The 1385-nt window shown below is 67.8% G+C and carries 2 protein-coding genes and 1 rRNA gene; all 3 read right to left on the bottom strand.

Features of this window, described 5'->3' with window-relative positions; genetic code table 11:
* Positions 1-177 precede the first annotated feature (177 nt).
* A complete protein-coding gene (locus tag ACFWPX_RS36915; protein ID WP_378921592.1) occupies positions 178-468 on the bottom strand; it encodes an ATP/GTP-binding protein in 291 nt (96 codons plus the stop codon).
* Positions 469-479: 11 nt separating this feature from the next.
* Entirely contained in the window at positions 480-1223 is a 744-nt protein-coding gene (gene nucS, locus ACFWPX_RS36910) for an endonuclease NucS (protein ID WP_378921590.1), read from the bottom strand.
* A 76-nt stretch (positions 1224-1299) separates the two neighbouring features.
* Positions 1300-1385 (bottom strand): 5S ribosomal RNA (gene rrf / locus ACFWPX_RS36905); the annotation flags it as partial.

Here is a 1385-nt window from a genome sequence, read left to right as displayed (position 1 = left end):
TAGCCGAGCCAGTCGCCGACCTGGTGCAGCGCGTCGCGGGCGGTGGCGTCACCGCGGGCGGCCGCCGCGCCCGTCGCGTCGACCCCCCCCCCCCCCCGGTGAAAGGCACGCCCCCCCCCCCCCCACCAAACCCGCCCGCCCCCATTGGTTTTTCTTCGTATGCTGGTCGGTTGCGCGTCAGGACCAGCGGCGGGTGATGCCGCGGGTGCGCCTGCCGTTCCAGCAACCCTGGTGCCAGTGCCTGCGGTCGTCCTCGCCGCCCTCGGCGGCCCAGGCGACGATATGGGCGACACCGACCGCGATCTCGTGGTCGCAGCCGGGACACCGGTAGGTCTTCACCGCGCGGGCACCGGGAACCGTTCGCACGATATAGGTTTCATCGCCCGGCCCGTCCTCGGTGCGGCCGTAGACGTCGCCGATCGGCGCGGGCCCCGTAGGACGTCCCGTGCGTGGTTTACGTCGCGGCATCCCACTTCCTCCTAGAACAGGCGGAAAACGTTGCTCTCCGTGCCACGTAGCTCGTCGTAATCGAGCGTGAGGCAGCGGATTCCACGGTACTCGGCCAGCGTCTTCGCCTGCGGCTTGATCTGCTGCGCCGCGAACACCCCGGACACCGGCGCCAGCAGCGGGTCTCGGTTGAGCAGTTCGAGGTAGCGGGTGAGCTGCTCGACGCCGTCGATGTCACCGCGTCGCTTGATCTCCACCGCCACCGTGGCACCGTCGGCATCGCGGCACAGCAGGTCCACCGGGCCGATCGCGGTCATGTACTCGCGTCGCACCAGGGTGTAACCCTCCCCGAGCTTCGTCACGTGTTCGGCGAGCAGCTCCTGCAGATGCGCTTCGACGCCGTCCTTCACCAGGCCGGGGTCGACGCCGAGTTCGTGCGAGGAATCGTGCTCGATCTCCTCGATGGTGATCCGCAATTCCTCGCCGGCCTTGTTGGTCACCACCCACAGCGCCTTCGCGATCACCGGCTCCGGTGTCTGCCCCTCCCGCAGTGGCGTGACACCGTCGGGTAGCTCGGCGAGCATCGCGTCCGGCACGTCCTGCTCCACCAGCCAGCACGGCGGGCTCATCCAGTTCAGCGGCTTGTAGGAGCCGCCGTCGGAGTGCACGAGCACCGACCCGTCGGCCTTGATCAGCAACAGCCGACGAGCCATCGGGAGGTGGGCGGTCAGTCGACCGACATAGTCGACCTGGCAACGAGCAATGACGAGGCGCACCCAAGCACTGTAGGCGACGGTCCTCGGAACGCAAAAAGGCCCTCCAACCGAAGTTGGAGGGCCTTTTGCAATGATGTTCCGGCAGTGTCCTACTCTCCCACACCCTGTCGAGTGCAGTACCATCGGCGCAGGTGGCCTTAGCTTCCGGGTTCGGAATGGGAC

This window comes from Nocardia sp. NPDC058518 (assembly GCF_042719655.1).
Classification (GTDB): domain Bacteria; phylum Actinomycetota; class Actinomycetes; order Mycobacteriales; family Mycobacteriaceae; genus Nocardia.
The sequence above is the reverse complement of the archived record's forward strand: the minus strand, read 5'-3'. Positions and strand labels throughout refer to the sequence as shown.

Coding starts and splice junctions, on each gene's coding strand:
- ACFWPX_RS36915 (WP_378921592.1), bottom strand. CDS start 468: ATGCCGCGACGTAAACCACGCACGGGACGTCCTACGGGGCCCGCGCCG.